General features: G+C 50.2%; 2 protein-coding genes. One reads left to right on the forward strand and one right to left on the reverse strand.

Translation table 11 applies throughout. From position 1 onward, the window contains the following. Positions 1–7: 7 nt before the first annotated feature. Positions 8–1,936, forward strand: a complete 1,929-nt coding sequence (dnaK, locus tag CN673_RS21845; protein WP_099868286.1) for a molecular chaperone DnaK — start codon at positions 8–10, stop codon at positions 1,934–1,936. Here dnaK and CN673_RS21850 read toward each other — a convergent pair. Beyond that, positions 1,933–2,201: TCP-1/cpn60 chaperonin family protein (locus CN673_RS21850; RefSeq protein WP_198586094.1), on the reverse strand; the 269-nt coding region annotated here is incomplete at its 5' end. The genes dnaK and CN673_RS21850 overlap by 4 nt on opposite strands.

Below are 2,201 nucleotides of genomic sequence, written 5' to 3' on the forward strand. Positions count from 1 at the left end.
TTACAAAATGGCAAAAGTTAACGCAGTTGGAATCGATCTTGGCACCACATACTCCTGTGTCGGAGTGTTCATGCACGGGAAGGTCGAGATCATTGCCAATGACCAGGGTAACAGAACCACTCCCTCGTATGTCGCCTTTACCGACACCGAGCGTCTAATCGGAGATGCCGCCAAGAATCAGGTCGCCATGAACCCTCAAAACACCGTATTTGATGCCAAGCGTTTGATTGGCCGCAAATTCGATGAACCCACAGTTCAAGCCGACATGAAGCACTGGCCATTCAAGGTCGTCCAGGCCGAAGGTGGACGTCCTAAGGTTCAGGTCGAATACAAAGGAGAGACCAAGAGCTTCTTCCCTGAAGAGATCTCATCTATGGTTCTTATCAAGATGAAGGAAACCGCCGAAGCCTTCCTCGGATCTGAAGTCAAGGATGCCGTTGTTACCGTCCCAGCCTACTTCAACGACTCTCAGCGTCAGGCTACGAAAGACGCCGGGGCTATTGCTGGTTTGAATGTTCTTCGAATCATCAATGAGCCCACCGCCGCTGCCATCGCTTACGGTCTTGACAAGAAGGGAGGAGTTGAACGCAATGTCCTCATCTTCGATCTTGGAGGTGGTACTTTCGATGTGTCCATCTTGACCATCGACGATGGTATCTTCGAGGTTAAGTCGACAGCCGGAGACACTCACTTGGGAGGTGAAGATTTCGATAATCGAATGGTCAACCATTTCGTCCAGGAATTCAAGAGAAAGCACAAGAAGGACTTGGCCACCAATCCTCGTGCTCTTCGTCGACTTCGTACTGCTTGTGAGCGCGCTAAGAGAACTCTCTCCAGCTCCACCCAAGCTAGCATTGAAATCGACTCTCTGTTCGATGGAATTGACTTCTACACCAACATCACTCGTGCTAGATTCGAAGAACTCTGTGCTGATCTCTTCCGTAATACCATGGACCCCGTCGAGAAGGCCCTCCGCGACGCCAAGATGGACAAATCTCAAGTCAACGATATTGTCTTGGTTGGTGGATCCACGCGTATCCCCAAGGTCCAGAAGCTTCTTTCGGACTTCTTCTCCGGCAAAGAACTCAACAAGTCCATCAACCCTGATGAGGCTGTTGCTTATGGGGCTGCTGTACAGGCTGCCATTCTCTGTGGTGACAAATCTGAGAAGGTTCAGGATCTCCTTTTGCTCGATGTTGCCCCTCTGTCGTTGGGTATTGAGACCGCCGGTGGTGTGATGACCTCCTTGATCAAGAGAAACACTACCATTCCCACCAAGACCTCCCAGACTTTCACTACTTACTCCGACAACCAACCCGGTGTTTTGATCCAGGTCTACGAAGGAGAACGGGCCATGACCAAGGACAACAACTTGTTGGGTAAATTCGAACTCTCCGGTATTCCTCCAGCTCCCCGTGGAGTGCCTCAAATTGAGGTCACCTTTGACATTGATGCCAACGGTATCTTGAATGTATCTGCTCAGGACAAGTCGACTGGCAAGGAAAACAAGATCACCATCACCAACGACAAGGGACGTCTTTCCAAGGAAGAAATTGAGAGGATGGTCCAAGAAGCCGAGAAATACAAGGCTGAGGATGAAGGCCAAAGAGATCGTGTTGCCGCTAAGAACAACCTCGAGTCATACTGTTTCAACATGAAGCAAACTGTCGAAGATGAGAAACTCAAGGACAAGCTTAGCGAGGCCGACAAGAAGACCATATTGGATAAGTGCAATGAGGCTATCGCGTGGCTTGACAGCAACCAGACCGCTGAAAAGGAAGAGTTCGAACACCACCTCAAGGAAGTTGAAGGAGCTTGCTCTCCAATCATCACCAAACTTTACCAGTCTGCCGGTGGCGCTCCAGGTGGTCCAGCCCCGGGAGCCGCACCAGGTGGCGGTTCTGCTGGTGGCCCAACCATTGAGGAAGTCGACTAATTTCTGCCAGCTCCGGGCACAATCCTTGGGTTCAACAAGATGTTTCTGACACAAGCGACAGCATCTTGCAGATTCCTGTCGACTTCATTGATAATATCCTTGGAAGGTCCTCGAAGGAGAATAGTAACAGCAGTGGTCTTCTCTGAGGTTACGAAAGTAAAGTATTCGTCGCCAATCTTCTTGATCTCATAGAGATCGGCCAAGGTTCCGACGTCTTCCTCGCGGAGATCCGATGTGTCATTCAGAATTCGAGCACCGGTTACTC

Origin of the sequence: Neopararhizobium haloflavum (genome assembly GCF_002750855.1) — a bacterium.
Classification (GTDB): Bacteria; Pseudomonadota; Alphaproteobacteria; order Rhizobiales; family Rhizobiaceae; genus Georhizobium; species Georhizobium haloflavum.